The organism is Vibrio ulleungensis, assembly GCF_016900875.1.
GTDB classification, from domain to species: Bacteria; Pseudomonadota; Gammaproteobacteria; order Enterobacterales; family Vibrionaceae; genus Vibrio; species Vibrio ulleungensis.
Genome location: NZ_JAFEUM010000001.1, coordinates 300,582 through 318,339 on the forward strand (window position 1 = coordinate 300,582; position 17,758 = coordinate 318,339).

17 protein-coding genes are annotated in these 17,758 nt (G+C 45.6%); 11 read left to right on the forward strand and 6 right to left on the reverse strand.

All coding sequences use genetic code 11. The features are described from left to right. Positions 1-149 precede the first annotated feature (149 nt). Positions 150-839, forward strand: coding sequence for an outer membrane beta-barrel protein (locus JQC93_RS01575; protein ID WP_205156713.1), 690 nt, complete (start codon positions 150-152; stop codon positions 837-839). A 396-nt stretch (positions 840-1,235) separates the two neighbouring features. Then, on the forward strand, positions 1,236-1,544 hold the full coding sequence (locus JQC93_RS01580; RefSeq protein WP_205156714.1) for a hypothetical protein: 309 nt from the start codon (positions 1,236-1,238) through the stop codon (positions 1,542-1,544). On the opposite strand, the gene JQC93_RS20485 is transcribed toward JQC93_RS01580, so the two are convergent. Together JQC93_RS20485 and JQC93_RS01590 are read right to left on the reverse strand one after the other, a co-directional pair. Beyond that, on the reverse strand, positions 1,541-1,855 hold the full coding sequence (locus tag JQC93_RS20485; protein ID WP_408068583.1) for a response regulator transcription factor: 315 nt from the start codon (positions 1,853-1,855) through the stop codon (positions 1,541-1,543). The genes JQC93_RS01580 and JQC93_RS20485 overlap by 4 nt on opposite strands. A gap of 93 nt (positions 1,856-1,948) precedes the next feature. Then, complete coding sequence (locus tag JQC93_RS01590; protein WP_205156716.1) at positions 1,949-2,371, reverse strand: hypothetical protein; 423 nt, start codon at positions 2,369-2,371, stop codon at positions 1,949-1,951. A gap of 198 nt (positions 2,372-2,569) precedes the next feature. Between JQC93_RS01590 and JQC93_RS01595 the strand changes: the two genes are divergently transcribed. Both JQC93_RS01595 and JQC93_RS01600 read left to right on the forward strand, forming a co-directional pair. Next, on the forward strand, positions 2,570-4,153 hold the full coding sequence (locus tag JQC93_RS01595) for an arylsulfatase (protein WP_205156717.1): 1,584 nt from the start codon (positions 2,570-2,572) through the stop codon (positions 4,151-4,153). Positions 4,154-4,431: 278 nt separating this feature from the next. Continuing rightward, positions 4,432-4,953 carry a cytochrome b gene (locus JQC93_RS01600; RefSeq protein WP_205156718.1) on the forward strand — a complete coding sequence of 174 codons (522 nt, stop codon included), beginning with the start codon at positions 4,432-4,434 and terminating at the stop codon, positions 4,951-4,953. A gap of 77 nt (positions 4,954-5,030) precedes the next feature. Here the strand turns inward: JQC93_RS01600 and JQC93_RS01605 are convergent, their stop codons facing one another. Beyond that, positions 5,031-6,491, reverse strand: a complete 1,461-nt coding sequence (locus tag JQC93_RS01605; RefSeq protein WP_205156719.1) for an AGE family epimerase/isomerase — start codon at positions 6,489-6,491, stop codon at positions 5,031-5,033. A gap of 243 nt (positions 6,492-6,734) precedes the next feature. Between JQC93_RS01605 and JQC93_RS01610 the strand changes: the two genes are divergently transcribed. Beyond that, positions 6,735-7,391: an NAD(P)H-dependent oxidoreductase gene (locus JQC93_RS01610; protein ID WP_205156720.1), complete on the forward strand. Its 657-nt coding sequence runs from the start codon at positions 6,735-6,737 to the stop codon at positions 7,389-7,391. Between the two features lie 74 nt (positions 7,392-7,465). Here the strand turns inward: JQC93_RS01610 and JQC93_RS01615 are convergent, their stop codons facing one another. Continuing rightward, positions 7,466-9,199, reverse strand: a complete 1,734-nt coding sequence (locus JQC93_RS01615; RefSeq protein ID WP_205156721.1) for an ABC-F family ATP-binding cassette domain-containing protein — start codon at positions 9,197-9,199, stop codon at positions 7,466-7,468. 363 nt (positions 9,200-9,562) lie between these two features. Between JQC93_RS01615 and JQC93_RS01620 the strand changes: the two genes are divergently transcribed. The 3 genes from JQC93_RS01620 to JQC93_RS20430 all read left to right on the forward strand — a co-directional run bounded on the left by JQC93_RS01620 (position 9,563) and on the right by JQC93_RS20430 (position 12,343). Further along, positions 9,563-10,159 carry a GNAT family N-acetyltransferase gene (locus tag JQC93_RS01620; RefSeq protein ID WP_205156722.1) on the forward strand — a complete coding sequence of 199 codons (597 nt, stop codon included), beginning with the start codon at positions 9,563-9,565 and terminating at the stop codon, positions 10,157-10,159. A 149-nt stretch (positions 10,160-10,308) separates the two neighbouring features. Beyond that, a complete protein-coding gene (locus JQC93_RS01625; protein ID WP_408068578.1) occupies positions 10,309-10,827 on the forward strand; it encodes a hypothetical protein in 519 nt (172 codons plus the stop codon). Between the two features lie 28 nt (positions 10,828-10,855). Next, on the forward strand, positions 10,856-12,343 hold the full coding sequence (locus tag JQC93_RS20430) for a GGDEF domain-containing protein (protein WP_205156723.1): 1,488 nt from the start codon (positions 10,856-10,858) through the stop codon (positions 12,341-12,343). Positions 12,344-12,391: 48 nt separating this feature from the next. On the opposite strand, the gene JQC93_RS01635 is transcribed toward JQC93_RS20430, so the two are convergent. Then, complete coding sequence (locus JQC93_RS01635; RefSeq protein WP_205157356.1) at positions 12,392-13,858, reverse strand: protein adenylyltransferase SelO; 1,467 nt, start codon at positions 13,856-13,858, stop codon at positions 12,392-12,394. Between the two features lie 101 nt (positions 13,859-13,959). Continuing rightward, the gene (locus tag JQC93_RS01640) at positions 13,960-14,949 is read right to left on the reverse strand and encodes a CobW family GTP-binding protein (protein WP_408068584.1); all 990 of its coding nucleotides are present in this window, start codon (positions 14,947-14,949) and stop codon (positions 13,960-13,962) included. A 166-nt stretch (positions 14,950-15,115) separates the two neighbouring features. Here JQC93_RS01640 and ppk2 point away from each other — a divergent pair, with 166 nt between their 5' ends. The 3 genes from ppk2 to JQC93_RS01655 all read left to right on the forward strand — a co-directional run bounded on the left by ppk2 (position 15,116) and on the right by JQC93_RS01655 (position 17,731). Further along, on the forward strand, positions 15,116-15,895 hold the full coding sequence (ppk2, locus tag JQC93_RS01645) for a polyphosphate kinase 2 (protein ID WP_205156725.1): 780 nt from the start codon (positions 15,116-15,118) through the stop codon (positions 15,893-15,895). A gap of 215 nt (positions 15,896-16,110) precedes the next feature. Then, positions 16,111-17,130: a metallophosphoesterase gene (locus JQC93_RS01650; protein ID WP_205156726.1), complete on the forward strand. Its 1,020-nt coding sequence runs from the start codon at positions 16,111-16,113 to the stop codon at positions 17,128-17,130. A 1-nt stretch (position 17,131) separates the two neighbouring features. After that, positions 17,132-17,731 (forward strand): hypothetical protein, encoded by a 600-nt coding sequence (locus JQC93_RS01655; protein ID WP_205156727.1) that lies wholly within the window; start codon positions 17,132-17,134, stop codon positions 17,729-17,731. Positions 17,732-17,758: the final 27 nt, after the last annotated feature.

Sequence of the window (17,758 nt, forward strand, 5' to 3'; positions counted from 1 at the left end):
TAAATTACGTAATAATATTACGAAACGGTCTTATCAAGTGATTGCTAGTGGCGATGAGAGGGCGTAAATTAAAAGGACATTACGGAGCCCTCCTACTCACTCTTTGATGAGCAGTGACTCTTTTCACTCTTTGTGTGAGGAACCGAATCATGACCGCAATTTCACCTTCTGCGCGTACAGCCACTACTTCATTTCGTTTTACCGTTCTTGCCTTGATGCTTGGTACTGCAACCTTAGCCGCTTTTTCTGCGCAGGCTGCGACAGAGCGTTATCGAGATAATAGTACTCCAGTGAATTACAATTACGCCCAACTAGGGGTCCAAGGCTTTTCGATGGACGGCGCTGACTCTACGGGTGTAGCCTTAACGGGTGGAGGCGAAAATATGCTTTCAGAACACTGGATAGTAGGCAGTCAATATAAAGGTACTAGCGCCAGTAATAACTCTTATTTCGAAGACACGGATTTCGATAGTGACCAAATCGACGCGTCACTAAAATACCGATTTGCCGTTGCGCAAAACACCGATGTTTTAGTAGGTGCCGATTTAGGGTATGCATGGCAAAAAGTAAAATTTGAAAACCTAAACAAAACATATTCAGATAACGACTTTGTTTATGGTGGCGATGTTGAGCTGCGCCAAGGTTTTGGTGACCATTGGGAAGCAGGTGTCGGTCTTGGACTTAGCAATAGCTTTGATAACACCAGTATGACTCTATCTAGTAACGCCGATTATTACTTCAATACGCACTTTGGATTGGGGGTTATCGCCGACTATGTTGCAGGAGGGGATGCACCTGACTCTACTTCTGTTGGTATGGAAACACGATTTTTATTCTAGTTTTACAAATGGATGGTAACGCCTATCTTATACCAATCGAAGTAATTAACTGGTCAGAAAATTGCGCTGGTAAAATCGCTAAGAGCAAGGCAAAGATTGCCGTAGATAGTTGTTCTACCTACAAAATCTTTAACGCCGCTATTAGCGATTTTAACAAGCAAGAATGATCAGTTAATTGCTTTGGTTGGTATTAACGCTGTTGAGGTAGGCGTTTTTAGTTTGAAGCCATACAGTTTTGGTTAAAAAAGTGATGGGTGCATCAATCGCTATGGCATCTTTATTCCAATTCTCAGTTTTGTGAACACCTTGGGTGTGGCGGTACACTATTCTCATACCGTCGTATTGCGCAGTTGAGTTGTCGCGCTAAGTTCAGCCGAACCTAAAAATGGAACAAGGATGTTCGAAAAACTGTGCCCCAAATGTGGGTTTAGACTCACTGCAAGTCGATTAAGCAAGACTCATAAGTACGGTGTGCAGCCGCGATCTGACACGCGCCATCGCTACTGCCCTCAGTGTAGCCAGCAAGTGAAAATAGACATCAACGCCAAATGGGCGATTGGAGTAAATTGTCCTCTCGTCGCTGCGTGTATTGCCGTTCAACTACTAAAAATAGACAACCCTATGTGGTTGTTAATGTCGTCTGCACTGCTATCGATTGTTGGAAGTCTGTATGTGGTTGCCCGTGCCCAATTGGTTAAAGCCTAAACCCTTTTCGATTGAGACTCTAAGCCAAGGCCATTACGCATCGCAAAGCGCACCAATTCGGTATGATTATCCAGCTCTAAAATGTCTAACATACGGTATTTGTGCGACTCTATTGTTCTAGGACTCAGAAACAGCTTTTCTGCACACTGTTTTGCCGTGTTGCCCTGAGCCAAAAGCGCGAGCACTGAACATTGTTTTATGGATAGCCTTAAGAGTTTATCTGACTCATCAGATGTTGCCTTTGTACCTTGAGTTAAGCCTAAGCTTATGGTCGCATGCTGCCAGTAGGAAAGCCATCGGTCGCTTAGCAGTTTTTAGTCGTTGAAAGTCCTGCTCACTGAAGTCACTGTGTTCATCTGTAAAGCGTGAGAATGAAATGGCCCCCCAAGTTTGACCAAACATTTCTAAACGGATAATTCCATGGAAAAGGCCCCTTCTTCATACACGAAGTTGAGCGTGGAGAGTTGCGATTGTCTTAACTGATCTTGGTTAAAATACTGCCACGGCTGCCTGCTTCTTAATAGATCCAAGTACTCTTTGTAATTACTGCGTAGATAGTTATTAATGTCGAGCTGACGGTGACCTGTCCGAGCGGTGGTGAGTGTTCGACCATCATTTAGGAGCAGCATTGAGTTAGGAAATAGGGTGATCCTATCGAGTTTAAACCACTCCATTGCTTCTAGAGAAAGAGCTTTTAGAACCTCAATAAATTGGTTTGGCGCTGCGCGATTGATCTGATGAGCTTGGGCTATCATCAGCTGTTCAAAACTTTGGCTTGATGGATTCCAGTCGGATACAGGTAGGATCGTCTGTTGAGCAATAGGCATACTGGCTTCTCTCTTTCAATTTGGAATGTCGACGTGTAACGCTGCCTTGCAAAGCAAACAATCGTCCATAATTGAGAGACGGTCAGTATGGTGTTATCTCATAGCAAATAAAGCAGTAAATATACTGATTACTCACTTAAAGCTGGTGTTAAATAATGTGTCCGTAAGTCTCCCTGTTTCTAACTTAAGGTTTAACACATGTTTAAACACCACTCTACGGTCAAATTTGCGCTTGCAGCGTTGGCCTGCACAACCGCTATACCAGCAATAGCGACGACCGATACGACTCGTCCTAACATTATTGCTATATGGGGTGATGATATTGGTATCGACAATATCAGCGCATATACACGAGGACAGGCAGGGCATTGGACGCCCAATATCGATCGAATCGCTAATGAAGGCGCGCTGTTTACCGACTACTACGGCGAACAATCTTGTACTGCAGGCCGATCCGCATTTATTACCGGTCAGCACCCAATGCGAACCGGGCTGACAAAAGTAGGTATGCCGGGTGCGACACAAGGAATGCGCGCTGAAGATCCTACCATCGCGACTATGCTCAAAGACTATGGCTATATGACGGGGCAATTTGGCAAAAACCATTTAGGCGACTTGGATGAGCATTTGCCGACAGAGCACGGCTTTGACGAATTTTTTGGCAATCTTTACCACCTAAATGCAGAGGAAGAGCCAGAGCATCCGGATTACCCTAAAGATCCTGAGTTTAAGAAGAAATTTGGTCCTCGTGGTGTGATTCATTCCTTTGCCGACGGGCGAATCGAAGACACAGGGCCGCTCACCATTAAACGTATGGAAACGGTCGACGAAGAGTTCCTAGATGCGTCGCTAACGTTCATTGATAAAGCTCATGAGCAGAACAAGCCTTTCTTCGTATGGTTTAACGCAACCCGCATGCATGTGTGGACGCATCTTAAAGAAGAGTCTAAAGGATTATCACAACGCGGTGGATTGTACGGTGATGGGATGGTGGAGCATGACAATATGGTCGGCACACTATTGGACAAGCTGGACCAATTGGATATCGCGGATAACACCATAGTCCTTTATACCACGGATAATGGCGCCGAAAAGTGGTCTTGGCCTGATGGTGGTACATCGCGTTTTCGTGGAGAAAAGAACTCAACCTGGGAAGGAGGAATGCGAGTTCCTGCCATGGTACGTTGGCCTAATGGCATCAAAGCCGGACAAGTAGTCAATGAGATCACCGCGCACAACGATTGGGCACCAACATTCTTGGCTGCAGCAGGCAATGACTCTTTAAACGAAGATCTTGTGAAAGGTACTACCATTAATGGGCGTGACTACAAGGTTCATCTTGATGGATACAACATTTTGCCCGCGCTTAAAGAAGGCAAGAGTAGTGCTCAATACAATAATTCGAACTGGCCACGTAAGGGATTTGTCTATGCCGCTGATGATGGCCACATTTCGGCGGTCCGCATTGGTGATTGGAAAATCGTCTATACAGTCAATAACTGCCACGGATTGGAAACCTGGATGTGCCAATTTGACGAGTTGCGTACACCTTATATCTACAACTTGCGCCAAGATCCATACGAGATAGCGGTGGAAGAGGCCGGAGAATATGACCAGTGGTTTGTCGAGCACCTACCCTACATGTATTTAGGCGCTGCTTATACCTTAGAATACCTGCAAACCTTTAAAGCGTTCCCGCCGAGACAAGTGCCAGGATCATTTTCAATCGATCAAATGGTCGAGAAAATGGGTATCTGGCAGCGCGCCCAATATCGCAACTAAAGAAATCAGTAATGTTGGATAAATCTATGGATACAAAGTAAACACTCCATTAATTAACTTTACTGCTACGTTGCATTATTAGTCTTTAAGGACTTAACTGGATACGACTCATGGACGAGTTTCGTTTAAGTGCTTACTTTTACTGGTTTTCTTTATATAAATTAATTAAATGAGTCACTTGAAGGTGCACTTTACACAGATTTACACTGTTTCTATCGCCAAAAAGCTTACTTAGAAGTACGCTATGCGCAGATTAACTAGTAATAGGACAGGAAACTGTGAAAAAACTTTCTAAACCAACTATCTTGTTTCACTGGCTCACCGCGATTTTGTTCATTGGCACACTAGTCGTCGGTAAAATTGTCGAAAATATGCCAAGAGGCGCGGAAAAGTTTGAGTTACTTGCTAATCATAAATCCTTTGGGGTTATTGTGTTGGTGATTGCGCTTGCTCGTATTGCTTGGCGCTTTAAAGAAGGGGCGCTGCCTCCTTTGTCACAAGCTCCTCGATGGCAAGAAATCGCTGCAAAATCGACCCACCACTTACTGCTATTGGCCACATTGGCCATGCCAATCTCGGGAATTATGATGAGTAGCGGTGGCGGTAGAGCACTTGAAGTCTTTGGGTTCGAGCTAATTGCTGCAGGCGATAAAATTGAGTGGTTGCAGAGCGTAGGAAGTACCGTGCACCATAGTGCGGTTAACGTGATCATTTTACTGCTATTGGTCCACCTTGCCGGCGCGATTAAGCATCAGTTTATCGATAAAGATGGCACAATTAGCCGAATGCTAGGCCGCTAACTCTACGCTATTTACAACTGCCAAGTAACCGACAGCAGCAATGCAGTCCTTGGCAGTGCGTGGGTTTACTCTTGCTACTATGGTGTGACGTCGATAAATTCGACTTTTAAAATAGGTACCTGGTCGGTACCTATTTGTGTTTTAGCTTGGGTCTTAGCCTGATAGTAATAGGGTGACACCGCTAAATCATCGGTTAGTGGTAATGCATAATGAAGTGTTGCAGGTTGATTGTAGTGCTGCTGAGCAGATAAGTAGCCGACTAATGCATGTTCGAACTGGTGATAGCCATTACCCCAATGAAAAGCTTTGACCGATTTTGGCGACATCCCAACACCACCAAATTCATGGTCCACCCAAGCGTCAAAATACAGGTTGTGTGTGTAGTGAAGATGCTTGGTTTGACTACCTTCAAGCATATGTAATGTCATACTGGCTTGAGCGAGCTCCGCCCATTGCCATGAAGATACACTGTAGTCGTAAGGGCCACTGATCCATATTGGTATCTGTCGCAGTCCTTTCCATCGCAGTTTAAGCTCGTCCGAGAAGTAGCGGTCCACCTGATAGATTAGCGCGGTACTCGCCGCTGCATCGGTTATGTACTTGAGTCCTTGCCACCCGAGTTCTTCAAATCCTCCATTATCTAGCATCCTTCCCGACAAATACGTCATCCAAAACGCTTTAACGGTGTGTCCATAATCGTTATGGCGAGCGCTCTGCTGCTTCGCGAACTTATCGTGAATTGCGCCGTAAAATCGATTGTCCTCGGCGCTATAGTAGTTGTCGATCATACTCTCGATTAACCAATCTAAATCGCTGCGCCATTGAGACTGGAAAGGCTCTGGTAGCAGAGGTGTCACTAACAGCATGTAAGCGTTAATTTGATCCAATTGGGCAACGAGCTCTCGTTGATGGTTGCTTTGCCCATCGCCGTTTTTAATGACCCATTTGAGCTCGTTAAGTTCAATGTCTTTATAGTGCTCAAAGATAAAAGCTTGAGTGTCTATAAGAACCTTTTCCACCTCTTTGTCGCGAGTAAGGTAGTAGTACATAGCCAAACCGACCAGGGCGTAAGACAGATCTTGAGAGGTGCGCTGTGTCCACTCTAAGCCAGGATTGCCGTTGATGGTAAAGCTGTAAAAGCCACCATTTTCTATATCACGTAACTCACTTAATAAGTAATCGACCCCCGCTTTTGCAAGTTTAAGTGCTTGTGGATCGCCGGTGAGATGGAATAAAACGCCGTACGCGTATGTTTGCCGCGATTTCATCCGAGTGTACTCACGTGCGTAGTGAGGCTCCATCCACCCTTGCTTTAGCTCAGAACATAGTTGTTGTAGCTTCATCAACGATCCATCGTCACACCGAAAGGTAGGAAAGTTGCCTACCGGTTCACCTTGCGCCTCAGGCATCAACCAATACGGGGCCAGTCCTTGCTGAGCGTGCGTGAGCCATTCTTCGCCTGTTGGAAGAGGGTATTCGCTCGCACCTGCAGAGACTGAAAAAGTAAGTGCAAAACACAATTTAACCAAGAGTCGCATAATAAGCTCTATTTAGGGTGACGGTAGGAAGCTGCATCCACTATAGAAAGTGTTGATTACGCATACTGTAAACAAGTTCACGTTTACTCAATTGGTGGTGATCTGATTATCAACGAAATATTGAAAGTGATTCATTTGGGTGACATATTGTGGTCGCAATCAAAAAGCGTACTATGTCCTTCATCAACTAGGCACAGCAGACAAAGTCGTGCGTTAGGGCGTAATTTACTAGAGGATTCAACTATGACTCACCCAATCATCAAAGATTTAAATACCCGTTATACTGCTAAAAAATACGATGCTGAGAAACGCATTTCTGCCGACGATATGGCCGTGATCAAAGAAGCGTTGCGCCTGTCTGCCTCGTCAATTAACTCTCAACCTTGGAAGTTTGTTGTGGTAGAAAGTGACGAAGCCAAGCAGCGATTTCACGATACTTTTTCTCGCATGCACCAGTTTAACCAGCCTCACGCTAAAGAAGCGTCACACACTATTTTGTTTGCTTACGATCCTAAGTTTACTAAAGAGAAATTTGCTAAGCGTGTAGATGCAGAAGTTGCATCTGGCCACTTGCCAGCAGAGATGTATGACCAATTTATGGGTGCCTACGCGTTTGCTGATGCAAACACCGATGAACATGGACACAATGGTGAGTGGACAAAAGCGCAGTCTTACCTCGCGCTTGGAAACCTATTGCATGTTTTGGCTCGCTTAGGCATCGCCTCTACTCCGATGGAAGGTGTAGACAGCGAACTCATCGGTCAAGCGTTTGAAAAGGAATTGGATGGACACATCTGTACTGTGGCGCTTTCTATGGGTTACCACAAAGACGGTGAAGACTACAATCACGGTCTTCCTAAAGCGCGCCTTGCACTTGAAGATGTAGTGGCGACAGTCTAGTTTTAACGAAGCTTAATCATTAAGAAAAGCCCAAATGAGATAGAACATTTGGGCTTTTTTTTGCTAATACCTTATTAAAGTTGAGCTGACAACTGGTCTATCTCTTGTCGCCACATTTTTTGCATCGCTGGCTTTTGATGCTTTGGCTTACGAGCACTGTCTGCTTCAAGCAAAGCTTCAAGTTCGATAAGCCGCTCTAGCTTCTGCTCTTCAGATAGCTCACCCTCAACAGCGCTTTGATTCGTAAGCTGAGCTTCATCATGAGCGTAATGTTTCTGTTTTTGATCGAACCCTCCACCACTCATCAACTCATAGGCGCGATCGGCATCAGGTACTTCATGGAGCTGTTTGTTGTGAATTACCCAAAATCGATTGCAGCTCGATTCGATTAACTCTCTATCGTGACTGACAATCATTGCTCCACCCAAATAGTCGTTGAGTGTTGCACTTAGCTCCTGCTTCCCATGCATATCGAGGTGGTTAGTGGGCTCATCCAGAAAGACCAGTTGATAACGAGCCAACGATAAACCAATAAACAGTAGTCGCGCACGCTCTCCGCCGCTTAAAGAGGAGACAGTTTGCCCATGCCTTGCATATTCAAATCCGGCGCTGATGAGTGCATGTTTTCGGTCATCATCGTTAATGGACGCAAACTGAATCAACGCATCGCTTAGCGAATGATGGTCACGTAACTGTCTAAGCGATTGATCGTAATAGCCTAGCTTAATCGATGGGTGAAAACGTACTGGATCGTCTGGAACCGAGTTTACTTGCGTACAGTACTGAGAATAAAGCTGCTCTAGCAAAGATGATTTTCCGCTGCCATTTTCGCCCATAATCGCGATGCGATCGCCGCTTTTGAGCTGCTGCAGGTCGGTTTGAAACAGTTCAAAATCACTCTCAGGTGGGGTGACTAAATAGCGATTGAGCTCGAGCAGTCTGTTGGCGGGCAGCGCATCGCCAAGCAATCTGAGTGTCCATGGCGCACCCTGAGTTAACTGCGTCTGTTGGGATTGCAGTCTTTCTTTTCGAGCCATCATGGTTTTTGCTTTTCGGGCTAAATCTTCGTTGTCGTACACCTTTCCCCATTGTGCGAGGCGTTTGGCGCTTTTCTCAATGCGGTCGATCTCTTTTTGTTCACTGGCATGCCTTAACTCGTCAGTACGATCTCGTTCTTCGAGCGCAAGTTTGGCCTCAGAGCAAGGCAAGTCAAAGTGATAGAGCGTTGCATCTCGCATGATCCAGCTAGTGTTGGTGGTGTTGTCTAATACTCTTTGATCGTGGGAAACCAGTACAAATGCGCCTTTCCAACTATCAAGAAAGCCTTCAAGCCAGAGCAGTGACGGGAGATCTAAGTGGTTACTTGGCTCATCAAGCAGTAACAGGTCAGGTTGATTAATGATTGCTCTTGCAAGTAGCAACCTCATTTGCTGACCACCGCTGCAACTTTCAACTGACATAGCTTGCTCACGAGGATCAAAGCCAAGTTCATTGAGCAAGCGCTCTGCTTGCCATTCTTGCATTGGGTCCGTTTTGTCGCACAGAGCTTGTAAGACACTTTGGCCACGTAATGTATCGGGTAAGTGCTGCTCTACGTAACTGACGATGCAATGTTTTGCGACAGAAAGTTGGCCTAGACTAGGCTCACTATGGTTTGCGAGTAGCTTTAGAAGTGAACTTTTGCCGCATCCGTTGTGGCCAATAAGCCCAATTTTGTCGCCAGTCGATAAGGTGAAACTGACATCTTCAAATAGCGGAGCGCTAGAATGAGACAGTGCTAAGGATTGTGCTGATAATAATGTATTCATAATAAACTCAAGAATTTAGGGTGCAAAGCACCGTTGTCTATACTGACAATAATTCACGAGCTTGAGGTGAGACCTCTAGGTGGGGTTTGCCCAAATATATCGTTCGCTCAAGCTGAGATTATCGCAGTGCGATATCAAAAACTCTTGAGCGAGTGTCTATACCAAATAAGTGTGGGTTGATGGAACACCACAGCGACATAATAGACCTCCTTTTCTTGTTATTCATGTCCGTGACAAGAAGTCTATCGTTTGTCGTCATAAAAAGGCAAGCAGAGTACCTATTTACAATGTAAATCTGCGAGCAACTCGTTAATCGCCAAAAAAATAGTATGCTAGGGAGTGATTTCCCAAGGAGTAAAGTGAATGGCCAATATCGTTGATGCTAATTTACTAAAGCAAGGTCATGCAGTTGTCTTAGATAACGATGTGATAGTGACTCTCGTTAAGCAAACAGATCTAGATGATTTGATAGAGATGCTCGCCGATGAGCGAGTCACTGAGTACCTGTTTTTTGCCCCCTCTCCAGTAGAGGTTTACCATCAATATTTTCAACCCATCATTGATAAATGCGCAGAGGCGCAAGATCAAGCTGAATGGCCTAGCGATCTATTGCTAGTGGCCAGAAACCGAGACGGTGACTTTATTGGAATGGCTGGACTGACACCAGTAGCCTTTCATGAGGGCAATTTCGAAGTCGGCTTTCAGCTACCCTATGCCAGTTGGGGCAGGGGACTTGCAACACGCTTGGCAACGGTGCTTATCGAGATTGCTTTCTCAGAGTTAAGTGCGCATAAAGTCACTGCCGATTGTTACGCGCAAAATGTTGGCTCTTACCGCGCTTTGCAAAAATCAGGGCTTAGTGAGGAAGGCCGGCAAACCGATTACTATAAGCTTGCTGATGGTTATGATGACAAGTTACACATGGGTATTTCACTTTCACAATGGACTCGTAAAACTTAAAAAACAGCGTCTTGTTTAATCTGTTGACGTTAAAGCATTTAGTTGCATACAACTGTTGGGTCTAATCCAAAATATGTGGATTTTTCCATCCGAATGTGGTCAACTTTGCGCCTAATTTTGACTGTAACAAAATATGACAAGGATTTTGCATGGGAAGTATTCGTCTTAGGTTAGCTGCAATAGCAATGACTTTATTTGTGACAAATGCGTTGGCAGCATCCTTGGCAAGCTACCCTGAAGGGTGGGAAACATGGCCTGTTGTTAAAGAGTCGGTCAATCTACCTGCCGATGTGGTGTTACCCGAAGACACGTCTCTATTTATTCAAGAATCAGTGAGCTCTTACAGCTGGATCAATAATGGTCAAGGCTCTCCATTGACTATTCGCGTGCATCCAGAAAAGCTAGAGCAGTATAAAACTCATGGCCCCTATACCGACGGCATCACCGCAGTCGCGGTATCGGAAGTTGAAGGTATTATTTGGGTGACGGAGCACATCGCAGGCGAAGCTATTTACGGTAGTTATAATCGCCAAGGGCAGGATATTTCGTCCAGCCATCCCGCTTTAGAGCCACAATTTTGCAGCAGTTGCCACACTCGTTACAAAGACATCTGTAAGAACGGCACCTGTACTGAACCTGTGCTGAAGGTGTACGGCGATACCAACTAGTCTTGATCACTCACAAAGGTAATAGAATGTGAACGAGAGACTTTGGGGTAAGTTAACCATTAATCAGATGCTATTTGTTTCGCATCTGTTGCTGATTTCTGTGGTGATAGCAGGGATGAGTTATTCACGCTATCACAGCGAACTTGACGTTCGCATTTCCCAGCAAGTTTCCTCAGCGAAGAGCTCTTACACATCGCTTATGACCCTGTTGTCGGGCAGTGTGGCAGGTCGTAATTATGCTAACTTAATGATGCCCACCACTCGTAGCACCATTTTTGGAATCGAAAACTTGTTGTTTATGCAAGTCGCTGGGGTATCTGACTACCAACAAGAAGCTGTTTCGGTGCGTTACTTGCCTGGCCAAGACATGGTTTGGCGCACCGATATAGAACCCCAAGAGCTATCCGACCTTGAAGCAACACTTTCTACCCTTTTAGAACAAAAACTTATGACAGCGGAAGACAATGAAGTTCGTCATAAAAAGCTGGACTATTTGATCAACAAATCGATTACTGATATCGACTCTCTAAGCCAAAGTATAGAGCTTGCACAATCAGTGTCGCTGGCGTGGCCACGGCCTAACCTTTTCACCAATGGCTATGCGCTGGATACCACACAGTCGGTGCTGCATATAGCGTTAGAGTTAACCAATAAAAATGGTGGCGAAATATGGGCGGTTGTCGACGCGAGTGGTCTTATCGCGATGAGGCAATCGTTACTGATGGATCTGTTAATTGAAGCTTGTGTTGCAATCGTTATTTCAATTTTATTGATTTCAGCCATTACCGTTTGGATCGTATCACCATTGAAATCTTTGGCAAAATCGATGAGGCAAGATATACATCAAATAGATCCCGCTCAGTTAAATATGTCTAAGCGTAACGATGAAATTGGTGAGCTTACTCGTGCTTACTCCAGTTTGATTGTTAAAATTCATAATCAGCTGAGGGTACTGCAAAAACTGTCCGATACAGATTCACTCACCGGTCTTGCTTCGCGCCACAAATACAATCGAGTTGCGCACGAATTCATTCTTCGTGGCCATCAAGACGGTGAGTTTGTCTCTATTTCGTTGTGCGATATAGACCAATTTAAATCGTACAACGATACCTATGGGCATATCGATGGTGACAACGCCTTATGCGTGGTTGCGAGCATTATTGAAGAGGGTATTGGCGAATATGGTGAGGTGTTTCGTTTTGGTGGAGAAGAGTTTGTTATCTTGGCTAAAGCGGGCTCTAAAGCGGTGTTAACCCAGCGGCTTAACGCAATTAATCAAGAGATAGAGAATGCACAAATCACTCACAGCGGAAATGCGCCTTTTGGTGTCGTTACACTCTCTATTGGCTCTGTACTCATAGAGCCATCTTTGCCATTAACTGCATCTACGCATTTTGACGAAGTGATGGAAGTGAGTATTGCGCAGGCTGATAGGCAACTTTACCAAGTTAAAAGTGAAGGGCGAAACCAAGTGAAGATTGAGCCTTTGCAGCACTCTATGTTTAGTCGTCACTGATGAAGTGGCGCATAGTGCGTATACATCAGTGACGCTCTGCCGAGTGTGTTAAGACGAACAGCTGATCTCTATGTCTGCTGCCCATTGGGGCGGTAGGTTTGCGTAATGCTGGTTTTCTGGTTGTTCGTCATAGGGGCGTTTCAGCAGCTCTGCTAATCGATGAACTTCACTAAAGTCGCCCGCTTCGGCGAGACTAATAGCTTGCTGAGCTAGGTAGTTTCTAAGTACATATTTGGGGTTGTGTGCTCGCATAGATTGACAACGCGCAGCAGCATCAAGGTTTTTCCCGTGCTCATCAACGTTGTGTTCACAGCGTGCTAGATACTCTGTCAACCATTGAGAGATAGCGTCTTTATCGACAAATAGGTCGGTAACTGGAGTTAACCCATGCTGGTCGATACGACTAAGCTCGCGCATAAATCGAGTATAGTCGGTGCGCTCTTTTGTGAGGATATCCAGTAACGAGCGAACTCTGTCACGATCATCTTGTTGCCAATCGACCAATCCAAGCTTTAATGACATTTGCTGATCAAAGTAACCATGATACAGCGTAGAGAATTGCTCTAGGGATTGCTCAATATCTAGTTTGTCGAGTAAAGGCGTTAATGCATAGCCCAGTGCACTTAGATTCCACAGAGCGATACTGGGTTGTCGATAGAATGAATAGCGACCTTGATAATCGGAATGATTGGGAACGAACTCAGGGTAGAAGCCGTCCATAAAGGCGTAAGGTCCAAAATCGAAAGTTTGGCCCAAAATCGACATGTTGTCGGTATTCATTACCCCGTGGGTAAAGCCTTTGGTTTGCCAATGGGCAATCATCAACGCTGTGGCATCAATGATACGCTCGAACATCGCCAGATGGGGTTTTTCTCGGTGAACACATTCGGGCCAGTACCACTGGATCACAGTGTCGGCGAGTAGACGCAAATGGTCATTTTGCTGAGTATAAAAAAAGTGCTCAAAATGGCCAAAGCGAATATGACTTTCCGTTGCCCTGAGTAACATGGCTCCGGTTTCTTGTTGTTCGCGATAGACCGGAGTGTGACTACTAAACATGCCAAGTGCGCGAGTCGTAGGAACGCCGAGCCCTGCCAAGGCCTCACTGCCTAAGTACTCGCGAATGGTCGAACGAAGTACCGCGCGGCCATCTCCCATCCTAGAGTATGGCGTCAGTCCGGCGCCTTTGAGGTGAATGTCAAAACAGGTTCCATGCTGATCGGGCAATTCCCCTAATAGCATACCTCGACCATCACCCAGATCTGGGTTGTAACTGCCAAACTGGTGACCGGCATACTTCATCGCCACAATGGGGTGCTCAGCAGTATTGAGTTCACCCAGCAAAAACTGCTGCAACTCACCGGTGGGCCCTGTGCTTGGCAGACCTAATTGAGAGGCAAGTTCACCGTTCCAAATCAGCCACTGACATTCCTCCAGTGGTTGTGGAGTGACGCGGGTGTAAAACCCATTAGGTAAATCAGCAAAGCGATGTTGGAAGCGATCCAAAGCAGACATAAGCGCAGTATCGTCGAGTGAAAGTAAATTCATTGTAACGATATTGTTGCGATTCGCCTATGCCTCTGCTTGAGTCTTTTTGTGTTTACGTAAAATCGCAGCTACAGCGAGACTAACTGACATAAATTTTGTTCAATCTCTTCCCAATTGAGTACTGCAGAGTGAATGAGCTCAAGACGTGTTTCAAAGCCTTCGAGCGTTATTGGCGTTATGGTGATCATACCCTTAGCATTGTTGTATGAGAAACAGCCCTCATCGGTGTTTATAACGCCTTTAATCCGCTCGCATTGAAGAGCTGACAGAGAATCAAACAGGGATTGATACGGAAACACCAACTCCGCCCCAAATACCCAACCACAGCTGTAGTAGCCTTGAGCTTGATTTTGCTTGCGGATATATCGCTGTTGCGGAGTTAACTCAAACTGCGGCTGTTGCTGCGCGTGATCATGATGGTGATGATTGTGCGGATCCTGTGAATGCGCTGCGTCTTCGAGAACTCTAGTCGTATCCAGTAAGGAAAGGGGCAAATTGCCATACTCACTGAACTGGTAGTGCTGCTTAGGTGGCGTTTGCGCTTTGGCCCATTGTTCAAAGCGTTGACGATCTTGCTCGGTCGCTTGATCGGCTTTATTGGCAATGACGATATCTGCAACCGACAGTTGCTGGTTAAAGTTGTCATTTTCTACATAGCGCGGAATGCTTAAATGTTTAGCTTCAACCAAGGCAATGGTCGCATTGAGCGTGAGGTAGGGCGCAAATTGTGGCGACTCTAATAGCGCAATAATCTCTTTTGGGTGTCCTAATCCGGTTGGCTCGATAATCAGCCGGTCGGGTTGTTGGCGCAGCAGTGCGGTAAGTGCGACCGACGTGGGCACTCCTGCGGCGCAGCACATACAGCCTCCAGGCACTTCTTTGATTAACGCCCCAGAGTCCGATAGCAATGCTCCATCTATGCCTACTTCACCAAATTCATTAACTAACACCGCCCATTTTTCGTTTGAGGGCTTGGTATTGAGTAAGTTTAAAATGGTGGTAGTTTTACCGCTGCCTAAAAAGCCCGTAATGATGGTAGTAGAGATAGTCATAGCAATCGTGTTTAAGGGGAAGATAAGGCACTGTACCTGTTTGTTACTGGGGTTTAAAGTGTTCTGCCGAGCCTATTTTCGATGAGATAAGGTGCGCACAAAATTGATTGCTGCGACAGGCTAAATACAGGTCTAACTGCTAACATATTGAAAAGCCAAGGAGGAAAGGCGTATGGGAAATAAGTTAGACAAAAAGTTGTATGAGAAGGAATTGGCCAAGCTTCATGTCGAACTGGTGAAGCTGCAACAATGGGTGCAGCAAGAAGGTCTTAAGGTCGTGGTCTTGTTTGAAGGTAGAGACGCTGCGGGTAAAGGGGGAGTGATCAAACGGATCACCGAAAAGCTCAACCCGCGTATATGCCGAATTGCCGCGCTTCCTGCACCGACAGAAAAAGAGAAAACCCAGTGGTATTTTCAGCGCTACGTGGCGCATTTACCGTCCGCGGGTGAGATCGTGTTATTCGACCGCAGTTGGTACAACCGAGCCGGTGTTGAAAAGGTGATGGAGTTTTGTACGCAGGAGCAATACGATGAGTTTTTGCGCTCATGCCCTGAGTTTGAACGTATGTTGCAACGTTCTGGCATTATCTTGATTAAGTATTGGTTTTCGGTCTCCGATGAAGAGCAAGAAAAACGTTTTCTGGAGCGTATAAAAACACCGGTGAAACGATGGAAATTTAGTCCGATGGATCTGGAATCTCGTAATCGCTGGGCCGAATATTCCGAAGCTAAGGATAAAATGTTTGCTTATACCGACACTAAACATTCTCCTTGGTGGGTGGTTCCGTCGGATGATAAAAAGCGTGCTCGACTTAATTGCATAAGTCATCTGCTATCGCAAATTGACTATAATGATATTGAGTACGATACAATCGATTTACCTGAGCTCAATAAAGAAGGTTACATTCGAGCCCCTATTGAAGAACAAGCTTTTGTGCCTCAAAAATATTAATTAAATACTTCAATTAGTTACTCTAGCTCCTTTTGTTATTATTTTTTACTGTATCGCACAGTTTCAGTACAGCACCAGCTCGCTAAAGTTGCTACTATAGCACCCTAAATTAACGCAAGATCACTGTAAATATAGAGTGATCGTGACTTGTCGTGCGCTATCCAGATTGGTGATTTAAGCTGCCCGATGATTTATCCATTGGAGTCATTTTCGCTTTGAAACGACGCGATCTTCTTAAAGGTTTGTCAACGCTTCCTGTTGTTCTCAGTCCACTCGCTATTGGGTGTAAATATATTCGTGATGAAGCTAAAAACACCGCACATTACTACCTAGAGCCCGGTGAAGGGAACTTCGGCTTAGACCGTTATTTTAACCCACTCGATGAGTTATTGCCGCTTCCCAATGACACCATAAATTTGGTCATTTTGGGCGACTCAGGTATGGGTAATGCCGAGCAGCAGAGAGTGGCGGATAACATCGCCGATTATCACGCCCTGTATCCAGTGGACGCTATGATCCATACGGGCGACATTATTTATCCTGACGGCATTTTGGATGCTCAAGATCCCCAAGCCTACACGAAGTTTGAACATATCTACGCCAACCCAAGGCTGACAAAGTCTGATGGCAGCTACATTCCTATGATTGGGTCACTGGGTAATCATGATCATTATGGCGACCCTCAAGCACTGATCGATTTCGCGAACCAACATAGTGAAGTGCTGGCGATGCCCTCGCGCTTTTTTAAAGTCACGCAAACTCAAATCAGCGACAGCAATCTAAACGTCGATATCTATGTCTTGGATTCGTATCCGTTTATTAAAAACCGCTATTGTCTGGACCAAATCGCATGGCTGGACAAAGAGTTGCGCGAGTCTACAGCTGACCACAAAATCATTGTCACTCACCACCCAATACGTGTGTATGGACAATATGAAGACAATCAATATCTGGTCGACACCATTGGTGCATTGGCTAAGCAGTATAACGTGACCCTTTGTGCGGCTGGGCATGATCATCACTTGCAGCTGATAGAAAGCTTTGACGGCACAACCTACATGGTGAGTGGCGGTGGTGGTGGCTCGTTACGCAAGTCCGGCGTTGGCGATGGCAGCGTATTTTCTGCTCCTCAATACGGCGCAATAGCGATGCAGATTTCTAGCGAGGGTGTGCGTTACATACCAATCATAGAGTTTGACCAAACCTATCCAGATTACGCGTACTACCAGGGGTAACATGAAGTCTAATAGCATAATGTGTCTGGCGGCAATGGCCAGCTTAACCCCTGTGATCACTCAGGCTGAGGTGAATCGCTATCTAGAGTATGCGGATCTTGGGCTGTTGGTGGCCAATGAATCAAAAATGTCGGGTCAGTACCCTGTTCGCATGGACATGGCTTTAAAAAGTGGGAATTGGAATGGCCTGTATCTATTGCCCAAATATCAATACGAAGCGACCTCGTTAGAGCAGATTGACTATTCGTTCAGTAAATTCACGCTGCTTATGGGCTATCAGTATGACGGTGAACGTTGGTCTTTTGGGCTTAATGCAGGTCCAGTAAGGGGCACCGAAGACTACGGATTTTCACACTATCAAAGTCTTGGAGTGACTGGTAATCTCTACACCGGTTATCAGCTGAGTTCTGATTGGCGTGGAGAGTTTAGTATCGAGCCATTGGGTTGGCGTGATGGGCTAACGACCTACACCAATTTTGATGTGATCCACATGCTCAGCCGCCATATTGATATACGAGGTACTTTCTCTGTCCATATGCGCGACCTTGAGTTCGACGATAAGCAGCTTCTTGTGGGCGTCGCCGGTCGATATCGTTTCTAGTGCAACGGTGCTATTTGCGCTTTAACG

Excerpts from the sequence above, each read along its gene's own strand:
- JQC93_RS01575 (WP_205156713.1), top strand. The coding sequence starts at position 150 with ATGACCGCAATTTCACCTTCTGCGCGTACAGCCACTACTTCATTTCGT.
- JQC93_RS01580 (WP_205156714.1), top strand. The coding sequence starts at position 1,236 with ATGTTCGAAAAACTGTGCCCCAAATGTGGGTTTAGACTCACTGCAAGT.
- JQC93_RS01590 (WP_205156716.1), bottom strand. The coding sequence starts at position 2,371 with ATGCCTATTGCTCAACAGACGATCCTACCTGTATCCGACTGGAATCCA.
- JQC93_RS01595 (WP_205156717.1), top strand. The coding sequence starts at position 2,570 with ATGTTTAAACACCACTCTACGGTCAAATTTGCGCTTGCAGCGTTGGCC.
- JQC93_RS01605 (WP_205156719.1), bottom strand. The coding sequence starts at position 6,491 with ATGCGACTCTTGGTTAAATTGTGTTTTGCACTTACTTTTTCAGTCTCT.
- JQC93_RS01610 (WP_205156720.1), top strand. The coding sequence starts at position 6,735 with ATGACTCACCCAATCATCAAAGATTTAAATACCCGTTATACTGCTAAA.
- JQC93_RS01615 (WP_205156721.1), bottom strand. The coding sequence starts at position 9,199 with ATGAATACATTATTATCAGCACAATCCTTAGCACTGTCTCATTCTAGC.
- JQC93_RS01620 (WP_205156722.1), top strand. The coding sequence starts at position 9,563 with ATGGCCAATATCGTTGATGCTAATTTACTAAAGCAAGGTCATGCAGTT.
- JQC93_RS01625 (WP_408068578.1), top strand. The coding sequence starts at position 10,309 with ATGGGAAGTATTCGTCTTAGGTTAGCTGCAATAGCAATGACTTTATTT.
- JQC93_RS01635 (WP_205157356.1), bottom strand. The coding sequence starts at position 13,858 with ATGTCTGCTTTGGATCGCTTCCAACATCGCTTTGCTGATTTACCTAAT.
- ppk2 (WP_205156725.1), top strand. The coding sequence starts at position 15,116 with ATGGGAAATAAGTTAGACAAAAAGTTGTATGAGAAGGAATTGGCCAAG.
- JQC93_RS01655 (WP_205156727.1), top strand. The coding sequence starts at position 17,132 with ATGAAGTCTAATAGCATAATGTGTCTGGCGGCAATGGCCAGCTTAACC.